The organism is Ruegeria sp. BG7, assembly GCF_056535685.1.
Genome location: NZ_JBQFIU010000001.1, coordinates 1,437,405 through 1,458,644, shown reverse-complemented (window position 1 = coordinate 1,458,644; position 21,240 = coordinate 1,437,405). Strand labels below are relative to the sequence as shown.

Annotated in this window: 18 protein-coding genes; 10 read left to right on the top strand and 8 right to left on the bottom strand. The window is 57.3% G+C overall.

Annotated features, from left to right (window positions below; translation table 11 throughout):
* Positions 1-94: 94 nt before the first annotated feature.
* Positions 95-994: a LysR substrate-binding domain-containing protein gene (locus ACR3EH_RS07295; RefSeq protein ID WP_171188769.1), complete on the top strand. Its 900-nt coding sequence runs from the start codon at positions 95-97 to the stop codon at positions 992-994.
* A gap of 31 nt (positions 995-1,025) precedes the next feature.
* Here ACR3EH_RS07295 and ACR3EH_RS07290 read toward each other — a convergent pair whose 3' ends face one another.
* The gene (locus ACR3EH_RS07290) at positions 1,026-1,898 is read right to left on the bottom strand and encodes a LysR family transcriptional regulator (protein ID WP_171188771.1); all 873 of its coding nucleotides are present in this window, start codon (positions 1,896-1,898) and stop codon (positions 1,026-1,028) included.
* A 99-nt stretch (positions 1,899-1,997) separates the two neighbouring features.
* On the opposite strand from ACR3EH_RS07290, the gene ACR3EH_RS07285 reads away from it, so the two are divergent.
* The 5 genes from ACR3EH_RS07285 to ACR3EH_RS07265 are packed head-to-tail and all read left to right on the top strand — an operon-like array spanning position 1,998 to position 7,756.
* Positions 1,998-3,443: an aldehyde dehydrogenase family protein gene (locus tag ACR3EH_RS07285; RefSeq protein WP_171188774.1), complete on the top strand. Its 1,446-nt coding sequence runs from the start codon at positions 1,998-2,000 to the stop codon at positions 3,441-3,443.
* On the top strand, positions 3,443-4,417 hold the full coding sequence (locus ACR3EH_RS07280; protein WP_171676383.1) for a membrane dipeptidase: 975 nt from the start codon (positions 3,443-3,445) through the stop codon (positions 4,415-4,417). The genes ACR3EH_RS07285 and ACR3EH_RS07280 overlap by 1 nt, the downstream gene beginning before the upstream one ends.
* A gap of 4 nt (positions 4,418-4,421) precedes the next feature.
* Complete coding sequence (locus ACR3EH_RS07275) at positions 4,422-6,110, top strand: hypothetical protein (protein ID WP_171188778.1); 1,689 nt, start codon at positions 4,422-4,424, stop codon at positions 6,108-6,110.
* Positions 6,107-6,736 (top strand): DUF3726 domain-containing protein, encoded by a 630-nt coding sequence (locus ACR3EH_RS07270; RefSeq protein WP_171188780.1) that lies wholly within the window; start codon positions 6,107-6,109, stop codon positions 6,734-6,736. The genes ACR3EH_RS07275 and ACR3EH_RS07270 overlap by 4 nt, the downstream gene beginning before the upstream one ends.
* Before the next feature lie 12 nt (positions 6,737-6,748).
* On the top strand, positions 6,749-7,756 hold the full coding sequence (locus tag ACR3EH_RS07265; protein WP_171188782.1) for an Ldh family oxidoreductase: 1,008 nt from the start codon (positions 6,749-6,751) through the stop codon (positions 7,754-7,756).
* Positions 7,757-7,879: 123 nt separating this feature from the next.
* On the opposite strand, the gene ACR3EH_RS07260 is transcribed toward ACR3EH_RS07265, so the two are convergent.
* From ACR3EH_RS07260 to leuB, 5 genes are all read right to left on the bottom strand, one after another.
* Positions 7,880-9,415, bottom strand: coding sequence for a trimethylamine methyltransferase family protein (locus tag ACR3EH_RS07260; RefSeq protein ID WP_171188784.1), 1,536 nt, complete (start codon positions 9,413-9,415; stop codon positions 7,880-7,882).
* Entirely contained in the window at positions 9,402-10,748 is a 1,347-nt protein-coding gene (locus ACR3EH_RS07255) for an MmgE/PrpD family protein (protein ID WP_171188786.1), read from the bottom strand. Before ACR3EH_RS07255 ends, ACR3EH_RS07260 begins: the two co-directional genes overlap by 14 nt.
* 166 nt (positions 10,749-10,914) lie before the next feature.
* Positions 10,915-12,396 carry an aldehyde dehydrogenase gene (locus ACR3EH_RS07250; protein WP_171188788.1) on the bottom strand — a complete coding sequence of 494 codons (1,482 nt, stop codon included), beginning with the start codon at positions 12,394-12,396 and terminating at the stop codon, positions 10,915-10,917.
* Complete coding sequence (locus tag ACR3EH_RS07245) at positions 12,393-14,045, bottom strand: GMC family oxidoreductase (protein ID WP_171188790.1); 1,653 nt, start codon at positions 14,043-14,045, stop codon at positions 12,393-12,395. Before ACR3EH_RS07245 ends, ACR3EH_RS07250 begins: the two co-directional genes overlap by 4 nt.
* Positions 14,042-15,127, bottom strand: a complete 1,086-nt coding sequence (leuB, locus tag ACR3EH_RS07240; protein WP_171676380.1) for a 3-isopropylmalate dehydrogenase — start codon at positions 15,125-15,127, stop codon at positions 14,042-14,044. The genes ACR3EH_RS07245 and leuB overlap by 4 nt, the downstream gene beginning before the upstream one ends.
* 99 nt (positions 15,128-15,226) lie before the next feature.
* Here leuB and ACR3EH_RS07235 point away from each other — a divergent pair, with 99 nt between their 5' ends.
* Positions 15,227-16,120, top strand: a complete 894-nt coding sequence (locus ACR3EH_RS07235; protein WP_171676377.1) for a LysR family transcriptional regulator — start codon at positions 15,227-15,229, stop codon at positions 16,118-16,120.
* A gap of 182 nt (positions 16,121-16,302) precedes the next feature.
* Here ACR3EH_RS07235 and ACR3EH_RS07230 read toward each other — a convergent pair whose 3' ends face one another.
* Positions 16,303-17,520, bottom strand: a complete 1,218-nt coding sequence (locus ACR3EH_RS07230; protein ID WP_171676374.1) for a zinc ABC transporter substrate-binding protein — start codon at positions 17,518-17,520, stop codon at positions 16,303-16,305.
* 57 nt (positions 17,521-17,577) lie between these two features.
* Between ACR3EH_RS07230 and ACR3EH_RS07225 the strand changes: the two genes are divergently transcribed.
* From ACR3EH_RS07225 to ACR3EH_RS07215, 3 genes are read left to right on the top strand one after another with little or no spacing between them, the layout of a single operon-like run.
* On the top strand, positions 17,578-18,090 hold the full coding sequence (locus ACR3EH_RS07225; protein ID WP_171188798.1) for a transcriptional repressor: 513 nt from the start codon (positions 17,578-17,580) through the stop codon (positions 18,088-18,090).
* A 2-nt stretch (positions 18,091-18,092) separates the two neighbouring features.
* A complete protein-coding gene (locus tag ACR3EH_RS07220; protein ID WP_171188801.1) occupies positions 18,093-18,839 on the top strand; it encodes a metal ABC transporter ATP-binding protein in 747 nt (248 codons plus the stop codon).
* Positions 18,839-19,636 (top strand): iron chelate uptake ABC transporter family permease subunit, encoded by a 798-nt coding sequence (locus tag ACR3EH_RS07215; protein ID WP_171096276.1) that lies wholly within the window; start codon positions 18,839-18,841, stop codon positions 19,634-19,636. The genes ACR3EH_RS07220 and ACR3EH_RS07215 overlap by 1 nt, the downstream gene beginning before the upstream one ends.
* A gap of 12 nt (positions 19,637-19,648) precedes the next feature.
* Here ACR3EH_RS07215 and ACR3EH_RS07210 read toward each other — a convergent pair whose 3' ends face one another.
* The gene (locus tag ACR3EH_RS07210; protein WP_171188803.1) at positions 19,649-21,163 is read right to left on the bottom strand and encodes a malonate--CoA ligase; all 1,515 of its coding nucleotides are present in this window, start codon (positions 21,161-21,163) and stop codon (positions 19,649-19,651) included.
* Positions 21,164-21,240 lie beyond the last annotated feature (77 nt).

The window sequence follows — 21,240 nt, the reverse complement described above, 5'->3', positions numbered from 1 at the left end:
TCGCGGGGATGTTGTTCAGCATTAGCCTGCATTGCACTGATCCCTTTGCACAGATATAGAATCTTTACATCTAGGATAACTTCAGATTGCCCTCATGACCCAAAACACCGTTGACGTTCCACCGCTCGGGGCGGTTCGTGTCTTTTGGATTGCCGCGCGGTATGGAAACTTCAAACGCGCAGCGACAGAGCTGGGCGTGACGCCCACAGCCGTGAGTTCGCAGATCAAATCGCTCGAGGCTCATCTGGGCTGTCCCCTGTTCGAACGCCACGCGCAGTCGGTTGTTTTGAACGAAGCAGGGCAGCAGTTTTCCGAAGCCTGCGAGGCGGTATTTGCGCGGCTTGACCGGGCCGTGCAGGACGTACGCCAGACAGCGAATAGATCGTCTATAACGGTTGGCGTCGGCGCGCTGATCGGGTCGCAATGGTTATCCCGCCGCCTGTTCAGCTTTTGGCAACGCTTTCCCGAAACGGGCCTGCATCTTCAGTATTCCCCGGGCGGGGTGGAGTTTTCGGACGGTCAGACCGACATGATGCTGGCATGGGGGGACGGAGATTGGCCGAGATTGACATCGGAACCGCTGCTGCGATTTCCAACGTCGCCCGTCATCAGCCCAACTCTGATCGCCGAGAGTGCGCGCCCTTTGAAGCCTGCGGATCTGCTGCGCCTACCTCTGTTGCACTGGAAGGATCAAGTCGACTGGCTGGAGTGGTTCGATGCACACGGGGTGGAAACCGGCGACCACCTTCCCGGTGTGATTATAGACGATTCGAGTGTTCTGCTCCGGGCGGTGTTGTCGGGTCAGGGTGTATCACTTGGGTTATTGCCGTTGATTGAAGTCGAATTGCAATCCGGCCAGTTGATCCGACCGTTCGACAACGATTTTGCGCCTTCAAGATCCTACCATCTGGTTTACCCATCCGATGCAATTGAACAGCCGCAGCTAAAAGCTTTTCGGGATTGGATTGTGCAAGAAGCGGGCCAGAACGGTTGATGTTCGGTGCTGAGGTGATAACTTGCAGCCCTTAGGTCAGGTCGCTGGAAAGAATGAACGTGCTACACGCGTCTGCCAATGCTTTGAAGCGGGGCTTTTCCTTGACATACAAATAGACCTGTCGCCTGTCGGGTAGATCGGACAACGTGCGAAAGGCCATGCTTTCAGGGATAATGCGAGCAACGGTTTGGGGAAGGATGGTGATCCACTTTCCAGTTGCCACCATTGCTATCAGGGACTGGGTGTTGTGAATCGTAACGTTGGTCCCTTCCAGCGCTTCAACATATTCCTGTGCCTCAATGAGATCACACAGGGCATTTCGAACAAATGTGGGTGTTACCACCTCATCCACGGTCGGCGGATCGGCCATTTTATTCAGCGGATGGTCAGCCGTACAGACCAGACCGAATTGATCTTCGAAAAAGGGATAGGCTTTGACGCCCTTGACTGGATGAAAGCCAGACGCAATTCCAATGTCGGCTTTCCCGTCTGCAAGCGCGTCCAGAACCTGTCGCGTATCAGCATCCCGAAGCTCAACTTTAACGCCAGGAAAACATTGTGTCATGTGTTCAAGCACGGACGGGAAAATCAACGCGGCGACCGAGGGGACGGACGCTATTCGGATCAACCCATTGGCAGCGTGGGCCGCAGCTTCGATGGATTGCACTGTCTCATCAAACTGGCGCACCTGTTTGAGGGATAACTCAAACACCTGCTCACCCAAAGCGGACAGATGGTTTTTACGTTCGCCGACAAACAGCTTTTTCCCCAGGTGATCTTCAAATTGCTTAAGGGTCATCGAGACAGCGGATTGGGTACGTCCCAGCCGGTCGGCAGCCTCCGACAGGTTGCCGGTTTGTGCGACAACGCAAAAGCAACGCAGCATTTCAATCTTGATTGTCAAATTTCAGTTTTCCTGAAGTTTGGTAAATTTATTTGAATTTGACTGATATGGCCCCAAAAGTCCATTCTCGGGCAAACTTTCTTGAACTTGAGGCCCGTCGTGACCAACCTGAATCTCATCGCTGGCGAATGGCTTGCCGGTGAAAGTGAAATCGAAAACCGCAATCCGTCTGATCTGAGCGACCTGATCGGCCATTTCGCACAAGCCAGTGCGGATCAGCTTGAGGCGACACTGGACCAGGCGCGCATCGCGCAAGCCGAATGGGCCGCTTATGGGCTGGAACGCAAGCAGGCCGTGTTGATGAACATTGGCAACGAACTGATGGCCCGCGCCGAAGAGCTGGGCACTTTGCTCAGCCGTGAAGAAGGTAAACCCTTTGCAGAAGGGAAGGGCGAGGTCTATCGCGCCGGTCAGTTCTTTACCTATTATGCAGCTGAATGCCTGCGTCAGATCGGCGAGAACGCGGATTCCGTACGTCCTGATATCGAGATTGACGTGCGCCGCGAGGCGGTTGGCGTTGTGGCCGTTATCAGCCCGTGGAACTTCCCGACCGCGACGGCTTCGTGGAAAATCGCGCCGGCGCTCTGCTATGGCAATGCGGTAGTCTGGAAACCCGCCAACATCACGCCTGCCTCTGCCGTGGCCCTGACCGAGATCATCAACCGTCAGGATATTCCCAAGGGCCTGTTTAGTCTTGTCATGGGCTCGGGTCGATCCATTGGGCAACGGCTGGCGGAAAGCCCGAAGGTGAACGCCATCTCGTTCACCGGATCGGTGCCGGTGGGCAAGGGCATTGCAGCAGCTGCCATCCAGAACCTGACCAAGGTGCAGATGGAGATGGGTTCGAAAAATGCGCTGGCCGTGATGGACGACGCCGACCTCGACCTTGCCGTTTCGTTGGCATTGGGTGGCGCATTTGGGGGAACCGGTCAGAAATGTACCGCCTCATCGCGGCTGGTGGTTCATGCTGCTGTGCATGACGCGTTTGTCGAGAAACTGGTCTCTGGTGCTCAGGCGATGAAAGTCGGTCACGCGCTGGAAGAGGGGACTCAGATGGGCCCTGTCGTCAGCGCGCAGCAACTGGCCGAGAACCTGGCCTATGTCGATCTGGGCAAATCTGAAGGGGCTGAACTGGCTTGCGGTGGACAGCGTTTGGAGATGCCGCATGATGGGTATTACATGAGCCCCGGCGTGTTCCTGAACACCACCAACGACATGCGCATCAACCGGGAAGAGATGTTCGCGCCATTGACCTCGGTCATCAAGGTCGACAGCTATGATGAGGCTTTGGCAACGGTCAACGATACCTATTTCGGTCTGACCTCGGGCATCGTCACGCAAAATCTGGCCCGCGCCACACATTTCCGGCGCAATGCACGCACCGGGGTTGTGACGGTAAACCTGCCCACAGCGGGCACGGATTATCATGTACCCTTTGGCGGGTGTGGTGACAGCTCTTATGGCCCACGTGAACAGGGCAAGGCTGCGGCCGAGTTCTACACGACGGTCAAAACCGCATATATCAGCGCCGGAAAGCCGATCTGATGCGGATCGACGGGCTGCAATACGCCAACTGGTCCGAAAAGATCTTTCGGCAATTGCGCGAAGGGGGCGTGGACGCGATCCACGTCACCATCGCCTATCACGAGAATTTCCGCGAGACGGTTCTGAACTTTGAGAAATGGAACCGCTGGTTCGAACAATACCCGGACCTGATCATGAAGGGTCAATGGGCCAGCGACATTGACACGGCGCGGGAAACCGGGCGCACAGCAGTGTTCTTTGGGTTTCAGAACCCATCGCCCATCGAAGATGACATCGGCTTGGTCGAAATCGTGCATACACTGGGCGCGCGATTCATGCAGCTGACCTACAACAACCAATCGCTTTTGGCGACAGGCTGCTACGAGGCCGAAGACACTGGGATCACCCGCATGGGGCGTCAGGTGATCAAGGAAATGAACCGGGTCGGGCTTGTCGTTGACATGAGCCATTCAGCCGACCGGTCCACGATCGAGGCGGCCGAGCTGTCCGAGCGTCCGATTACGATCACCCACGCTAACCCGTTTGATTGGGCCCCGGCCCTGCGTAACAAACGCTACGAAGTGATACGTGCGGTGACTGAAAACGGTGGGATGTTGGGGTTTTCGGTCTATCCTCATCACCTGAAGGACAAGTCGGACTGCACTCTTGAAAGCTTCTGCGAGATGATTGCGCGGACGGCTGAGAAATACGGAGCGGAACATCTGGGGATCGGTACGGATCTGTGTCAGGATCAGCCCGACAGCGTTGTCGAATGGATGCGGGTTGGCCGTTGGTCGAAGCAGATCGACTATGGCGAGGGGTCGGCAAGTAACCCCGGATTCCCCCCGATGCCGTCCTGGTTTCAGGACAATCGGGACTTTGGAAACATCGAATCCGGGTTGCGAGCGACCGGTCTGAACGATGAAGAAGTGGCCGGTATCATGGGTGAAAACTGGTACAGGTTCTTTGCCGAGAACTTCGGGCCTCAAGGGTAGATGAATGGAAAAACTGACGCAGACACAGATCGAAAGACGAGACCCGGCCACAGTTATGCGGCTGTCGCGGTTGGGTTCTTTGCATCAGTGTCGGCTGAGTTTCATGCGGCAATTGACCCGCCGAATGGCGCGGGAAAACTGGTCGTTCACACGGCCTGTCTTTGACATTGACGCCAATGGTGTTGGTCGGGCGGTCTATACCGCTCAAGGGCCGGATCGGACTTATTCGCTGGTGGCCTTTGCTCATGACTTGCCACCGGAACAACGGTCGGATCGGGTGATTGCCGAAGCGTGGGATGCCACCTTTGCTTTGTTCGACGGCATCCCGACCGAGGCCGACATTGACCGCCTTTCCCAAAACGTACCCCTGCAAGAGGCCGGGCGGGTGAGCGAAAGCGAGCTGTCCTTGTCTCGTGCCAATCGCTCGGTCCGCCTTTGGGACCATGTTGTGAAATCCTTGGCCGCAGGCCAGCAGCCGGATGTAGAGCAGATCTATCAAGTTGGGTACCTGATGCGGACAACTGCTGTATATGGCTCGGGCAAATTTGGCGCGGCGGATCGGGAAAAAGTTGCTGACCGGCCCGAGACGCAGGCCCCGTTTCAGGTCGAGATGCTATCGGTCTTTCTGACCCGAGCGTTTGTGCGGGATCTGGTGCAACACATGGCGAATGTCCAAGGCGGCGATAAAGCGGCGACTTTGGACCCAGAAATTTCCCGCTGGCTGGGGATTGGTAACTCCACCGGGCTTGGCATGGCACCGTTCATCGTCAACCACCCGGTTCTGTTCAACAACTGGATCATGGTACGGGAAGAAGCGATTGCGCGGGTTCGGTCTGCGGAAGTTGCCAGCGACGCCGAGATCGCGCGGTTCCGCGAAGTTTTCGAACGCAGCCGACTGTCGGTTTCGTGGTGGCGATCTGAACATCAGATACAGGTCAAAAAGCTCGAGGCGTTGAAGGCCGACCTGTTGTTGATCTCCGAGTATCTGAGCCAAGATGATTTGACCGCAGATCGACCGTGGAATCGACTGGTGGACTGGTCAGAAACCGCGCTTAGCGAGGAAGGTCAGGAGTTGCTGGCGTCGCTGATCCTGGAGCCTTATGGCGATTTGGTGGACGGGCTGGCTTCGTGCATGGCAGATACCCGCTCGCAGGCGTTTGTGATAGATGGAACCATGCCTATCGGGGCAGTCCGTGATCTTATCCGGGAAACATATGCCTGGGCTTTGGATCTGGATTGGGACGTCCGCGAGAATTGCGCGCGGGCGTGGTATGTTTCTGAAGAAAAGCTGGAACCCCGCATGGGGGAACGGTTTGATGAACCCATTTCTGACTATGAACAACCTCTGGCCCCGGCGCGGGATGCAGCGGCTGCCTATGACGCGCTGGGCGGGTGGGAAGACACCAAGCCCGTGGCCGAATTTCTGCTGCGCCACCCGGAACATCGCCACACGATCCGGCGCGTTCAAATGACCCCATCCGCACCCTATGGCGAAATCCGGGATAACACGATTGGGTCAAAGGTGCTGCCTATCGACATGCTGCGTGCAAAGCTGTCATTCTTTGGGGCAACCCATTTTGACCCCCGTTCGGATCGATGGGTGCGAATCTGCATGTATTCCGGTGCGCCGTACCCGGAGGAGCTGACTTCTGAAAACGCGGATCTTTGGGTATACCCGCAGGAACCAACATGAATTTTTCGCTCAACGAGATGGAAGCAACCGCAAAACGGGCCACCCGTGGCGCGGGCTATTCCTGGGGCCAGGCCGAGGAGGCGTCGAAGGCGGCCCGCTGGCTGTGCGTGCAGGGGCTGGACGGGGCGGGGATTTTGTCCTTGTTGTTGGAGCAGGGGCTGGCTTCGGATCCGGCAGCGCATCGCCCTGGGCAGATTAATTGCCTCTGGCAAGGCAAAGAAGCGTTGTGTCCCTTGTCTGCGGGGCCTTTGTTGTCTGATGCGGCCCACTTTCTGAAAACGGGCCCAATTGAGATGCGGAACGTCGCAGTGCCCGCCTTGATGCTGCCGTTTGCGCGTCATGCCGCGCGCATTTTGAATGAAGCGCTGACGATTGAGATCGACACGGTTCAGGGTGTCGTGGGCGAGGATTGGCTCATGGCCCCGGACAGTTTGCCAAAAACGGCCCACACGGTCGTGGTTTCCCGAGGCGGTGCGCCGATCACAACACGTGAACAAGAGACGCGCGCCTATCCTGACCCACAGGATTGGGACACACTGAACCGCTTTGCCCACCGCACCTATGCCCCCGCAACCGAGGAATCCCGCCTGCTGGGTGCAGGGTCCGGGCTTTCTGACAATGATTGAAGAGACGCCAAAGTGACCGATACACAAACCCTGACCCTTGCTGAGATCGAAGACCTGTCTTTCCGCGCGCTCGTAGCGGCTGGCACATCCGAAGAAAATGCCCGCCCGCTGGCGCAGGCCACAGCGGCAACCGAGGCCGATGGCGTTGCAAGTCACGGGCTCGCCTATATCCCGATCTATTGCGAGCATGTGCAATGCGGCAAGGTCGATGGTTTAGCGGTTCCCGTTCTGTCACGCCCCAAACCCGGTGTCGTGGCGGTTGACGCCGCAACCGGCTTTGCGCATTCGGCCATCGACACAGGGTTTGAGGTCCTGATCCCGGCGGCCCGAGAACAGGGCGTCGCGGTTTTGGCTATTAAAAACAGCTATAACTGTGGCGTTTTGGGCTACCACACCTATCGGCTGGCCCAGGCAGGGCTGGTGGGGCTGGGGTTCACCAACGCCCCCGCCTCGATCGCACCGTCCGGCGGGTCGAAGCCTGTGGTGGGCACCAATCCTTTTTCCATTGCCGCGCCCGGTCCCGATGGTGAACCCGCCCTGCTGATCGACCAGAGCGCCAGTACCATCGCCAAAAGCGAGGTCATGAAACATGCGCGTGAAGGCAAGCCAATCCCGGTGGGATGGGCCTTGGACGCAGACGGCAATCCAACAACCGATCCTGAGGTTGGATTGAAGGGATCCATGGCACCGTCGGGTGGATACAAGGGTGTCGGTGTGGCTCTGATGGTAGAGCTTATGGCGGCGGCTATGACAGGTGCCAGTTTGGGCATCAACGCATCCCCGTTTTCAGGAACTGTGGGCGGCCCCCCGAAGACAGGTCAGTTCTTCATTGCAATTGATCCAAGCGCGACGGCGTCGAGTGGGTTTGAGACTGGGGTTGCCGAACTGGTCGACGCGATCCGTGCTCAAGAGGCTGCGCATTTGCCCGGTGACGGCCGCAGTGCGAAGCGCCAGATCGCTCGTAAATCGGGCGTCGCAGTCAGCAAAGCTACACTCGACAAGATATCAAAATTTCTGTGACGTGCGGTCGAACGGCCCCTGTGGCGCGGCTTTCTTAAATCGGATGCGCCGCGTTTCAACCGCGTTTGATATAGCGCTGCAAATACCTCGACCTTTAAGTTGGGCCTAAGAGTTTCACTAACGTTACCGCAGGTCCCTTATGGGAAAATGTTGCCGTATCGCCTTGTCTATGTCTTTGGGGATATGTGTAGGGCTTGGATTGGCAAGCAGTTCTTGGGTGCGCAGTCGGGCCCGTTCTAGGACATCTTTATCAGGTGCCTCAGACCACTCCTGCGGTGTTCTGCGGTCCGCCATCGCCGGGTAGAAATAGTCGCTTTCCATTCGGTTTATGGTCTGCGCGTGACCCAAAAAATGCCCCGGTCCTCCGACGCAAACATCGCGGATGGTTTCAAGTGACAATGTGTCTTCCGATACTTCGAACCCGCGGGTCGCCCGCATCACTGAACCAATGAGGTCATTGTCCAATACGAAACTTTCGAGCGATGCGCCAAGAAGCGAACCGTACATTCCTGCCGCTTCGTAGACCAGATTTGCGCCAGCAAGTGAGGCCAGAAGTTCCGTGTATCCCTTTTCGTACCCAGCCTGAAAATCAGGGAGTTTGCTGTCGGTCATGCCAGCGCTGACAGCGCATGGGACATCATAATGGCGTGCCATTTGTGCGCAGGCGGCCATCAGCAAACCTTGCTCGGCGGACCCTCCGGACATGGCCCCGGTCCGCAGATCACTGACAAATGGCAACGCTCCGAAAGTGGCTGGGTGACCGGGGTTCAGTAGGTTGACATAGACAATCCCGGCCAGGACCTCGGCGGTTTGTTGCGCCACGGCCCCGGCCAATGGGGCCGGGCTGGTCGCACCAGCCTGACCGGCCGAGACAAGCTTGAGCGGAATACCGTGCCGTGCCGCACATTCGATCACACCAAGTGCTTCTTCGGCGAATGTCAGCGGCGGGACGACAAAGCAGGTGGACACGCAAACCGGCGGTCGTGCACGCAAGGCATCGGGCCCGCCCATGAGAAGGGCAAGCATTCTGACAGCCTCTTCCATGACGTCCGGCGATCCAAAAGACGTACCTGTGGGTTTGCTTGTTCCTTTCAGACAGGCGTAGAGCGTATTGAGGTCCATTTCACGCGGGTCCGCAATGTCACGCGCGACAACAGTGCGTTGGAACATATGGATGTTCGGCAGTTGTTCAGCCAAACGCGCCATGTCGTATAGGTCGCGCAGAGTTGTGTCGCGTATTTTGCCTGTTTGACTGTCGATGATGTGGACGGCAGCACCCGATGTGCCGAAATGCGTGCGCGACGAAGAGGGGTCGATGTCATTTTCGGGATCCAGACCGCAGAGTTTGAAGCCACGGCCTGCGATCTGAAGGGTCTTTCGAACCATTGCTTCAGGAAACAACAAACGCCCGTCATCTGTCAGGGATCCACCTGCTGAGCATAGTGTTTCGATGCATCGCGGCGTCGCGCCTTTCACGCCAATTTCCTCGAGAATACGCATGGCAGTGTGATCGACCATTTCAATCTCGGCCTGGGCGAGGGGCGCATATTGCCCGCCCTCAATTCCAGGCCAGATCGCGCGTGTCGGCCCAGACCCGGCCCCATCGTTTCTCGCTTGGTGTCGCGCCGCACGGCCACCTGATCGTCTACGCTGGTTCATTTGAATATCCCTTAAAGAACGTGGCACTGTCCTGTGCATCAGGCCATGCAAGAAGGTCGCTGAATGCGCGTTCCGGTTGTCCTGTGAGCGCGGTGTATTTTGAGGCCAGTTGGGCGTTGGTCATCGGGTTCTGCGATGCGCCAAGCGGGAAAGCGCAGGCTTCCGAAACTGCGCTCCCGTCATTAAATTCTATGCGCAGCAAGTCGGGTTGATCGGGGTCATAGTTGAGGTTCGGGTTTCGTGCGGGTTCGGCTGTCACACGCGTTAGTTGGATCAACCTTGAAACAGCAGGTGATTTCCAGAACGCGTCTTCGCTGTCTGATAGCGTAAGGTTCCCTGAGGCCAGAATTTGACCGACGCAGGCTGGGATTGAGAACAAGGCTTCCGCGCGTGACTTGGGGTGATTGAACGGCAATATCTCGGCGTGGAAGTCAGGCAAGCGGGTATCAATCGCGGTGATGCCCCCAAACCTTCCGTTAACCGCCGGGCGCAGGTTTATCGCAGCGGTCATCAGCCGATGTGTATACCCGCAAGAGGGCCAGGGTTTAAGGACAAGGCCATATTCACCCAAAGCCCAAGGCGATCCCATTTTGCCCATCGCGGCGTTAAATACAGATGGATCGTAGTTTCCTTGAAGCCCGGCGAAGCCTCGCGCATGATCCAGAACGTGCGGTTGCCCCGTGACGCCTTGCGCTGCCAACACAGCTGCTTCCAAGCCATTCCGTGCCGCCCATCCGGCTTGCAACGGTTTTGTGTTTGACCCGAATTGCAGCGTGTATCCTGACGCAGTCGAGGTTGCCAACGACAGGGCGTGCGCAGTCTGATCCGCCGATAGGGCCAGCAGGCGCGATACCGCCCCGGCAACGCCGATCGTGCCCAATGTAGCCGTGGAATGGAACCCACGCGCATAGTGATCCAAGCTCACGGCTTCGCCAAGGCGCATGATGATTTCGGTGCCAACTGCATAAGCCGCCAACAGCTCTGCCCCGGTGGTGCGGCGAAACGTACTGGCCGCGAGAAGGGCGGGCAGCAACACCACGGTAGGATGCGAGTTCCCCGGCTCCTCCCAATCATCCAGATCCCAGGCATGACCAGCGATCGCATTGATCTGAGCGGCAAAGAGCGCGCTCAGGGTCTGGTTCGTGCCAAATAGTGGGCAGGGGCCTGCGCCAAACCCGCCCAGGGCCCGGGTCGCGCGCATGGCAACTTCGCTTGTCGACCCGGCGAGGATGCATCCAAAGCAGTCGGCGATTGCCGGGGCAATCACTTCGCGTAGATCAAGCGGGGGAACTGCATGGACTGCAAACTGCGCCAGCCGGGAAATTGCGGTCATGAAACCGCACCCAGAGTAGCCTGAAACCTAGCCTTTTCCCCCGCACATATCCGCATGGTGAGCAGCGGCCCAAGAACCGCAGCGGCACGGATATGTTGTGTTAATCTGCTGCCGTCACCGAAAATGCCTTTCATGTCATTCTTCCTCTGCTGTGCAACACTGCCGTTCACGCAAACGGATCAGGCTGATGGGGGTCTGTGGAGAGCCAGACAGATTTGGTTTGTAAGAAGCACCGCATCCCGTCCCAGCCGTTTTCGCGCCCATAGCCGGACTGTTTGTACCCCCCGACTGGAGATTGGGTCGCCGCATTGAAGTAGTTGTTGATGTACACAGTGCCGGCTTCGACTCGGTCGGCCATCCGCATCGCTTTGGCCACGTCGCGGGTCCAGATGCCCGCAGCAAGACCGTAGGGCGTATCGTTGGCGGTTCGGATCACATCTTTTTCGTTTTCCCAGCTCTCGGTGCTGACGACAGGTCCAAATACCTCGGACTGCGCAAGTTTCGCGTCGTTCGGTACGTCGGCAAAAATGGTTGGGCCGATGTAGTAACCTTCGGATCGACAGGCCGTTCTGCCGTCAAGCAACAGCCTGTGCCCGGCGATTTCAGCATCTGCAATGTGCTGCAGAACGCGCTGGTAATGAGGTTTGTTGGCTATGGGGCCGATCTGTGTGGCTGGATCTAGCGGATCGCCGACACGGGCTTTTGCGACCGTTTCAACTAGCTTTTCCGAGAACGCATCAATGATATCCCGATGCACCAAAAGGCGTGATCCTGCTATGCAGCTTTGCCCCGCCGGTGGGAAAATCCCCGACGCCACCCCATGGACGGCCAGATCAAGATCGGCATCCGGCAACACGATCTGAGGTGACTTTCCTCCCAATTCCATCACCACCGGTTTTACGCCCTTGGCTGCGGCAACGGCGGCCGCGCTCCCGCCGGATGTGCCGCCTGTAAAGCTGACCATGCGCACGTCAGGATGTTCGATCATGGTTTGGGCCGTTGTCGCACCATATCCTGTGACGACATTCAACACGCCGGGCGGCAAATCCGCTTCCAGTAAAACCGCCATCAATTCCAGGGTCGAGCAACTGGATTGCTCGGATGGCTTCATCACCACCGTATTGCCTGCCGCCAGACACGGGGCGAGTTTCCAGAGCAGAGTGCCCAGAGGCGAATTCCAGGGCAGCACCTGCGCCACGACGCCGAACGGTTCATATTTTACATAATTGTGGATGTTCGAAGCCTCGGCCGGGGTAACGCGGCCTTCGAATTTGTCGCACATTCCAGCGTAGTAATGGAAACTGTCCACCAGCCACGCACCCTCTCGTAAACCGGGCGTGATCATCGAAGGCAATTTGCCGTTGTCGCGGGTTTCGACCTGACCCAACCTGTCGGCATGGCGGGAAATCACGTCTCCCATTCTCCGTAAAATGCGACCCCGCTCTGCAGGTTGCATCCGCCCCCAAGGCCCATCGTAATAGGCCGATTTCGCGGCGGCGACTGCAAGCTCCACGTCCATCTGACGACAATCGGGTACTCTGGCCCAGACCTTGCCAGTGGCTGGGTTTTCGCTGTCGATATAGCTGCCACCGAATGGCTCATGCCATGTATTGCCAGCAAAGAATTTGAAGGTTCGGATGTCACTCATAGGTCATGCTCCATCGGGTATTCGGCCGCAAGCGGGGGGCGGCCAAGGATCATGTCGGCAGCTTTCTCGGCCATCATAACGACCGTTGCATAAAGATTGCCTGTGATCTGGCGTGGCATGGCAGAGGCATCGCAAACACGCAGTCCCTCGATCCCGTGCACGCGCAGCTCATTATCTAAAACCTCGCCCATTCGGGATGTGCATGCAGGATGGTGGCCTGTGTAAGCGGTGTTTCGAATTGCCCGTTCGATCTCGGCATCGGTTTTAGCGTTTTTCCAGACGCCGAGCTCTTCTGTTACGAGTTTGGCAATCGGGTTTTGCCCCATGATCTCGCGCATGACCTCAACGCCCCGCCGCAGGACGTCGATATCGTGGGGGTCGGAAAAATAGTTGGGGTCGATTACCGGATGCCTCCGAGGATCAGCACCGGCCAATCGAACAGATCCTTCTGATCGCGGACGTTCGAGATTGACGTCGATCTGAACGCCGGACCGCGCCATCTTTCGCCCCCGTACCAACAACCTGCGACCCAAGCGCTGCAGCAAGGGCACATCTTCCCGCGCGCCGTTTCCCAGGTTTTCCTCGACAACCATTGGCGTCATGAAAACCTCGAGCTCGGGTAACATCGGATCCTCAAAAGCGTGGAACAAAACCGTAGAGAAGAACGCACCACCTCCGGGGCCACCGCCATTCACCAGCCAGTGGAGCATCAATTTCATGGCGTGATCGAAGCGCTGATATCTAGCGTGGCTCAGGTCATGCCGCGTTGATCCCCATTGCATTGAAACATCCGGGTGGTCAGACAAATGCGCACCGACCGAAGGCAAGTCGGCCACCACCTTGACCCCATGAGAGCGCAAGTGATCGGCCGGACCGATCCCCGACAGCATCAAAAGCTGCGGTGTCCCAAAAGCACCCTGACAACAGATCACTTCGCGTTCGGCTTCGATTACTTCACCCGCAAGCGTTTCAATCCCTGTTGCCCTGCCGCCTCGTGTCACGATCCGCGCGATATGAGTTCCGGTTCGAATTGTCAGGTTTGGCGGCGTTTTTCGAAGGTAGGATATAGCTGCAGATTGCCTGACGCCGTTGCTGACCGTGCTGTCATTCCGGGCTACACCAGTCCTTTCAGACCCGTTGAAGTCACTGGTTTCACGGTGCCCTGCGCAGATCGCTGCGTCGATAAAGGCTTGGTCCATTGGGCCAAAATTGCGCGCGGGTTCGGTCTTGAGAGGTCCGTCTGTGCCATGCCAGGCATCACGCCGGTCACGTGACCCTTCGGACCGACGAAAATAAGGAAGAACCTCGGCGAAACTCCAACCGGGTTGTTGCCAGGTATCATAATCGGCGGCAACACCACGCATATAGATCATGCCGTTGACAATCGACGACCCGCCAAGCGCTTTGCCGCGTGGATAGTAAATTGAACGACCGTTCAAACCCACCTGAGGGACCGACACATATCCCCAATCGAGTTTGGGATTGCCAAAGACAAACCCGTTTCCTGCGGGCATTTGAATAAAAAGATCACGTCCGCGACCGCCTGCCTCAACCAGACAGACCGACACGTCGCGCTCTTCGGCCAGTCGCGCAGCCAGCACGCACCCGGCCGAACCTCCCCCGGCGATCACATAGTCGAACGCGCTCATCCGGTGAGCCTTTCAAGGATCGCTCGCGTCACCTCGGACCCAGTGGCGGAACCGCCAATATCGGGCGTCCTGATGCCGTCTTTCAGGGTGGCGTCTATTGCCGCTTCCACTTTGGTTTCGAACTCAGGAAGTCCAAAACTGTAGGTGAACATCATCGCGACAGACAAGATTGTCCCTATTGGGTTTGCGATGCCCTGGCCTGCTATATCAGGGGCTGATCCGGCGGTGCTTTCGTAAATTCCAAAGACCGGTCCTTGATCCGGGTTGGCCGACAGGCAGGCGGAAGGCAGCATTCCCAACGAACCGGCATAAACTGCCGACAGGTCGCTGAGAATGTCGCCCAGTTGGTTGCAGCTCAGGATCACGTCGAAATCATGTGGCCGCATCATCAGCTGATAGGCGCAATTGTCCGCAAACATGTTCTTGAACACGACATCCGGATAGTTGCGGGACACTTCCGTCACGACCTCGCGCCAGAGTTTGTAGCTTTCCATGACGTTGGATTTGTCGCAGCTGACAAGTCTGCCGCGCCTTTGCCGGGCCAGCTGAAATCCCCCATGCGCGAAGCGCGCCACTTCGGCCTCGTCATAGGCGGTCAGGTCATAGCCTTGCCGCAGACCCCCTACGTCGCGTCGTCCACGTTCGGTTGCAAACATGGCGCCGCCACACATTTCACGCAGGATCAGGACATCTGTCTGGTGTGCCAGATTTTCGCGAAACGGGGTTCTGCCCAACAAAGGTGCCCAGGCACGTACCGGGCGCAAACCCAGATAGGTTTGCAAATGATGACGCAAATACATCAGCCCGTCCTGGCATTCGGCACCTCCGGGGACGCGGATGTTATCCCATTGGGGTCCGCCTACAGCGCCGATCAGAACAGCATCTGATATGCGTGCCTGCTGTAGAACGTCGTCGGTACAATATGTCTGATGCGCTTCCCACGCCGCGTCGTGAAGCAGCCCGTGTGTGACCTCAACCTCGATCCCGGCAAGGGCTGCAAGCTGCTGAACGGTCTGCAACCCGTAGGTCAGGATTTCCGGGCCAATGCCATCTCCACCAAGCGCCAGAATACGTTTCTGCAAGACCTGTTCCCCTCGCGTTGTCCCCAGCATCATTTCGCGGTTGAAAATTTGAGGAAAGACGGAAACGATGAATGGAATACATTCACCTTAGGAATGATTGTGACGCGGCCGATCCCTCTTCACCAGATCAATGCATTCGATGCATCAGCGCGACATCTGAGTTTTTCGCGGGCCGCGCGGGAACTGAACGTCCAGCAGCCAGCGATCAGCCGTCAGATCGCCGCCCTTGAAGCAGAGCTGGGTACGCAGCTATTCCTTCGAAGTAAGCCGAAACTGACTTTAACCGAAGAGGGAACCCTTCTGGCCAAAGCCGTAGGCGCAGGTTTCGAGGCGATCCGAGACGGGTTTGAAGCGTTGCAAAGCCGTCACGCGGTTGACACCTTGAAGGTCAGTGCAAGTATCGGCTTCACTAGCCACTATCTGCTGCCAAGGCTGGCCGAGTTTCAGGCCACCTTTCCGGATGTCAAACTTCAGGTCATGACGCGAGATCAGAACGACGATTTCGATCCAAACGCCTGCGATGTCGTTATTCTGTTCGGGGAAGGGGGGCTTGCGCAAACCGTAAGCGGTTTGATTTTCAAGGAAGGCATGATCGCTGTGTGCCATCCTGATCTGTTGGACAACCGTGCGCCCTTCGATTTGCAATCGCTGTCGGAACAGAAACTACTGCACCTCAACAGCGCAGATCATCGTGGCGACTGGAATCGTTTCTTCGCCGGAACTGGGCTTGTTATTTCGCAACCGCCACCTCATGACACGTATGTCAGTTACATGGTTTACCTGCGTGCGATTTTGAACGGGCTCGGTGTCGGAATCGGCTGGTCTCCCTTGATGCGTGAATACCTTACAAATGGATCGCTGTTACGCGCCTGCGATCACGAGCGCGAGACGTCACGAGGGTACTTTTGTTCGGTTACCCCATCGGGCTCTGGCAAGGCTGGCGCCGCACAGTTTTTGGACTGGATTGTGCAATCGGATCGCAACACAAGCTGACTTTTGCGCGGTTTGTGTTGCAGCAAAGACCGACAGCGATTGATTGCGCGCCTTTTTTGAACCGGGTGTTGACGTGATTATTTGAGCGCCCGGGGTAACACTGCCACCCAACTGAAATACTCGCAAAAAGCGTTGCCCCGGGCTGCAAGCAGCCCGACCTTGGCCGGGCTGAAAAGACAGATTCAGAGGCACTCGGCCAGGGATTTCGCCAGACTACGAATGACATTTGGATAAAGATCGACACCCGGTTCCAGATTGGATCCCAGCGGATCAATCACGCTGGTTTTTGCTTCGACGCCACCCATTACGCTTTCTACGATCCCCGGGTCGAACTGTGGTTCTGCCAAGACGCAGTCAATACCTTCATCGCGGATACGCCCTTGAATTTCTGCTATGCGCGCTGGGCTTGGGTCGGACGCATCACCGATCGAAATTGCGCCTGAGGCGGGGAAGTCGAAGGCGTCCTCAAAATACTGGTAGGCGTCGTGGAACACGATGAAACTGCCGCCGCGTACGGGGTCCAGTGTTTCGGCCACTTCAGCAGACAGCGCAGCCATTTCGTCGCGCGCAGCTGCGGCGTTGGCAAAATAGGTGCCAGCATTTTCAGGGTCCGCCGCAGACAGCTGCGCCGCGATCACATTCAGCCAGGTTTCTGCATTTGCCGGTGACAGCCAGGCATGGGGGTCATGGTCGCCATGGGCGTGCCCTTCGTGGCCATGGTCGTCGTGATCATCATGGTCATCCTTGGCGTGATCGTCATGATCGTGCTCCTCATGATCGTCGTGATCATGCCCATCTTCTTCGGCATGATCTTCGTGGTCGTGATCGTCGTGATCATCATGCCCGTCGTGGTCCGCATGTTCTTCGTGATCATGGTCGTCATCTTTGGCATGATCGTCATGATCGTGCTCGTCATGATCGTGCCCATCTTCTTTGGCGTGATCTTCATGGTCGTGATCATCGCCGTGGTCGTGATCGTCGTGATCCTTGTCTTCGGCGTGGTCGTCATGGCCATCTTCGTCCCCGTGATCATGCGCCTCGAACAGTGCGTTTTCGCGGAAATCAAGAAGAACAGTACCGTCGGCCTCCAGCATGGATGTGACGGTTGCACCGTCGGCCAGCGTATCGATCGCATTCTCCATCCATGGCGTCAGATCTTCGCCCATCCAGAACACAAGATCGGCCTCTTGCAGCGCAGCGGCTTCAGACGGGCGAAGGTTGTATTCATGCGGCGATGCGCCCGGCGCAACGATCAGGTCCGGGGTTCCAACACCGTCCATAACACGGGCGACCAGCGAATGGACCGGTGCAATATCAACTGCAACATTTGGTGCGTCCGCAAGGGCCGTTCCACCCATCAATGCAGCTGTGATCGACAATGGAAGAAGCTTTCTGGACATCAGACCCTCTGTGTGATTTTATAACGTTGCGAGTGGCAATACATGATATGAAATAACATGACAAGTGATGCACGCCCTGTACCGGCCAAAGACACGGCTCCGGTAGGGTTTCAAGAACATGACCATCAGACATGCGTCGAGACGGCCCTGGCCTCGGCCGAAGCCCGGTGTGCGGCTGAAGGGCTGCGCCTGACGCCAGTGCGCCGCAAGGTTCTTGAAATGCTGCTGCAAGAGCATCGCGCGATTGGCGCTTACGGAATTCTGGACCGGCTTCGCGATGAAGGTTTTGGCTCACAGCCGCCCGTTGCGTATCGCGCGTTGGATTTTCTGGTGCACAACGGATTTGTCCACAAGATCGAGCGGTTGAATGCGTTTGTGGCGTGCTCGCATCCGGGTCAGTCGCATTCTCCGGCGTTCATGATCTGTAGAAAGTGTGATGCCGTGGCCGAAGCGCAATCGGCCCCCGCCAAAGGTGTTCTGGGCGCCGCCGCACGCGCGGCGGGTTTCGAGATTGAACGTACGGTTGTAGAAGCCGAGGGTCTCTGCCCCGACTGCACCGAAAAGGCATAAAGATGGCCTTGATCACCGTTGAAAACCTCAGTGTGCGCTATGGTGCGCATACTGTGCTGAGCCACGTTGACATGGCAGTTGAACCGGGTGAGATCGTCACCATCGTCGGTCCCAACGGGTCAGGTAAGACCAGCCTGCTGCGGGCCATTATCGGAGCAACACGGCCATCCGCGGGACGAGTTTCCCTGAAGTCAGGTCTGAAGATTGGGTATGTACCTCAGAAACTGCATGTCGACCCGACTTTGCCCATTTCCGTCGAACGGTTTATGCGCCTGACCGACCGTGTGTCGCGCAAGCAGTGTGTTGCAGCGCTGGAAACTGCCGGTGTGCCGGATCTGTTACACCGCCAGATGTCGCAGTTGTCCGGTGGACAGTTCCAAAGGGTGCTGTTGGCACGGGCGTTGATCAACCGGCCTGATATTCTGTTGCTGGACGAGGCGACCCAGGGGCTGGATCAACGTGGGTCAGCCAGCTTCTATCAACAGATTGAGTCGGTGCGCCGTGAAACCGGATGTGCCATCCTGATGATCAGCCACGAATTGCACGTGGTCATGAGCGCCTCGGACAGGGTGATTTGCCTCAATGGACATGTCTGTTGCGAAGGCTCTCCGGCAGTTGTGGCGTCGGCACCGGAATACCGGGCCCTGTTTGGCACGGGCACCGGTGGTGCGCTGGCGCTGTACCGGCACGAGCATGACCACAATCACGATCATGATCATGACCACCCACCCAAAGAAGCGGCAGAATAATGCTTGATGATTTCATGACTCGCGCGACGCTCGCCGGTGTCGGCGTGGCCTTTGCAGCGGCCCCTCTTGGGTGTTTCGTCGTTTGGCGGCGCATGGCGTATTTCGGGGATGCAACGGCACATGCCGCGATTCTTGGCGTGGCGTTGTCGCTGACCTTTCAGATGTCGATCTTCACCGGCGCACTGGCCGTTGCGTTGATCATGGCGCTGACCGTGACCCTGTTGGCCGGTCGCGGCTATGCGATGGATACCCTATTGGGCGTTCTGGCGCATTCTGCCCTGGCGTTTGGATTGGTGGCTGTGTCGTTCCTGTCCGGCGTGCGCATTGATTTGATGGCATATCTGTTCGGGGACATTCTTGCAGTCTCCCGTTCGGACCTCATCGTGATCTGGGGCGGTGCGGCGTTGGTTGTCGCGCTGATCACCTGGCGTTGGTCGCAGCTGTTGACGGCAACGCTGAACGAAGAACTGGCCTATGCCAGCGGCTTTGATCCTAAGCGAGAGCAGTTGATCCTGACATTATCCCTAGCTGTCACCGTGGCCGTAGCGATCAAAGTTGTGGGCGTTCTGCTTATTGCAGCGATGCTAATCATTCCGGCTGCAGCGGCCCGCAATCTGGCGCGCTCACCCGAGTCCATGGCCCTGATTGCCGCCGGGATCGGCGCGTTTTCAGCCGTTGCTGGGCTGAGAGCGGCTTATGTTTTTGACACCCCTGCGGGACCATCGATTGTCTGTGTGGCGGCAGTTCTGTTTGCCTGCCTCAGCATCCTTGGATGGAAATCCCAAGGCAGGGTGTAAAGACGCTCAGCCTTAGGCGTTTGAGAACATGTCCTTGTACTGATCACGTAACAGGTTTTTCTGAACTTTGCCCATGGTATTGCGGGGCAGTTCATCCATCACGATTAATTTGCGCGGATGTTTGAACCGCGCCAGGCTTTCACACACTGAGGTTTGTATCTGGTTCAAATCGGGGCTTTCTCCGGGCTCGGCCACGATCACACCCAGGACGGTTTCGCCGAAGTCCGGGTGCGGCACACCGATCACCGCGCTTTCCAGCACACCGGGTTGGTCGTCCAGAACCAATTCGATCTCTTTGGGGTAAATGTTGTAGCCGCCCGAGATAATCAGGTCTTTGTTTCGGCCAACGATATGGACATACCCGTCCTCATCTATGCGCCCCAGATCGCCGGTGATGAAGAACCCATCCGCGCGCAGTTCCGCAGCGGTCTTCTCGGGCATCTGCCAATAGCCTTTGAAGACATTGGGGCCACGTACCTCTAGGACACCGATTTCTCCTTGCGGGAGGGTGTTGCCGTCAGCGTCGCAAACCTTCAGCTCGACATCGGGCAACGGGAAGCCGACCGTTCCGGCGCGGCGCTCTCCGTCATAGGGGTTTGACGTGTTCATATTTGTTTCGGTCATGCCGTAGCGTTCCAGGATACGGTGGCCGGTACGATCCTCGAACTGCACATGGGTGTCGGCCAGCAAAGGGGCAGAGCCGGACACAAACAACCGCATATGGGCCGACAGGTCCTTGGTGAAACGCGCGTCGCCCAGAAGGCGGGTGTAGAAGGTTGGAACGCCCATCATTGACGTGGCGCGCGGCATCCAGTCGATGATCTGGTCCAGATCGAATTTGGGCAGCCAGATCATGCTGCCCCCGACTGCCAGCATGACGTTAGTCGCCACAAAGAGCCCATGGGTGTGAAAGATCGGTAAGGCGTGCAGCAGCACATCGTCTGAGGTAAAGCGCCATTCCTCGACCAATGTTTGCGCGTTGGACAACAAGTTGTTCTGCGATAGCATCGCGCCCTTCGACCGCCCCGTAGTTCCGGATGTATAGAGGAACGCGGCCAGGTCCTCTCCGTCCCGGTCAACGGTCTCGAAATGCACAGGCATATCTTTCGCCTGATCCATCAAAGAGCCTGTGCCATCGGCGCTCAGGGTCTCAACCTGTGCGTCAAGCCGGGCTGCAATAGGCGAAAGGTTGTCTAGGGCGCCGCTGTCACAAACAACTAACGACGCACCGCTGTTTTCGATGAAATAGGTCAGCTCATCCGCAGTATAGGCGGTGTTGAGCGGCAGAAACACAAGGCCCGCTTGCGCGCAGGCGGCAAAAAGCGCCAGCGCCTCGGGCGATTTTTCGATCTGCGCGGCCACGCGATCCCCGGGTTTCAGACCCAGCTTTGCCGATACATGCGCGATTTGAGCCGCGGTGTTCAAAAACGCCTGATAGCTGAGGGTTTCACCATCAGGCAAATACAAAAAAGTTGTGTCTTTTCCTGCGTGAACGCCGAACAAACCATCGTAAAGTGGGTTGGCCATCAGGGATACCTTTCTTGTATGCCGCATAGCGTGTCAGATGCTATGCGGGATAGCCCAAGAACCACGGCTTGTCATCA